Genomic DNA, 1,185 nt, shown 5'->3' on the forward strand with positions numbered 1-1,185 from the left:
AGTTTTGAGGAGTTGACCACTGCTGACATCCCAGATTTTGATGGTGTTGTCACCACTAGCAGAAGCTAACTGTTGTCCATTGGGGCTGTAGGTGACGCTATTGACCGAACTCCTATGACCAGTCAGAGTTTTGAGGAGTTGACCACTGCTGACATCCCAGATTTTGATGGTGTTGTCACCACTAGCAGAAGCTAACTGTTGTCCATTGGGGCTGTAGGTGAGGCTAATGACCGTATTGCTATGACCAGTTAGAGTTTTGAGAAGTTTACCACTGCTGACATCCCATAAAATTATTGTTGTGTCATCACTAGCAGAAGCTAACTGTTGTCCATTGGGGCTGTAGGCGACGTTCCAAACCGAACTCCTATGACCAGTCAGAGTTTTGAGGAGTTGACCACTGATGACATCCCAGATTTTGATGGTCTTATCAATACTAGCAGAAGCTAACTGTTGTCCATTGGGGCTGTAGGCGACGCTATTGACCGAACTGCTATGACCCGTAAGGGTGTTGAGGAGTTGACCACTGCTGACATCCCAGATTTTGATGGTCTTATCAATACTAGCAGAAGCTAACTGTTGTCCATTGGGGCTGTAGGCGACGCTATTGACCGAACTGCTATGACCCGTAAGGGTGTTGAGGAGTTGACCACTGCTGACATCCCAGATTTTGATAGTCTTGTCAAGACTAGCAGAAGCTAACTGTTGCCCATCAGGGCTATAGGCGACGCTATTGACCAAACTGCTATGACCAGTCTTCGCGTAGCGTTCCGCAGGAAGGGATTTGAGGGGTTGGCTACTGCTGACATCCCAGATTTTGATGGTCTTGTCACCACTAACGGAAGCTAACTGTTGTCCATCACGGCTATAGGCGACGCTATAGACCTGAATACTATGACCAGTGAGGGATTTGAGGAGTTGACCACTGCTGACATTCCAGATTTTGATGGTGGTGTCACCATTAGCAGAAGCTAACTGTTGTCCATTGGGGCTGTAGGCGACGCTATTGACCCCATCGCTATGACCAGTGAGGGATTTGAGGAGTTGACCACTGCTGACATTCCAGATTTTGATGGTCTTGTCATCACTAGCAGAAGCTAACTGTTGTCCATTGGGGCTGTAGGCGACGCTATTGACCCCATCGCTATGACCAGTCAGAGTTTTGAGAAGTTTACCACTGCTGACATT

At 47.8% G+C, this 1,185-nt stretch carries 1 protein-coding gene; it reads right to left on the reverse strand.

Annotated elements, in window-relative coordinates:
* On the reverse strand, positions 1 to 1,185 hold a 1,185-nt coding region (locus V7L07_RS20020), incomplete at both ends, for a WD40 repeat domain-containing protein (RefSeq protein WP_335060695.1).

The organism is Nostoc sp., assembly GCF_036916985.1.
GTDB lineage: Bacteria > Cyanobacteriota > Cyanobacteriia > Cyanobacteriales > Nostocaceae > Nostoc.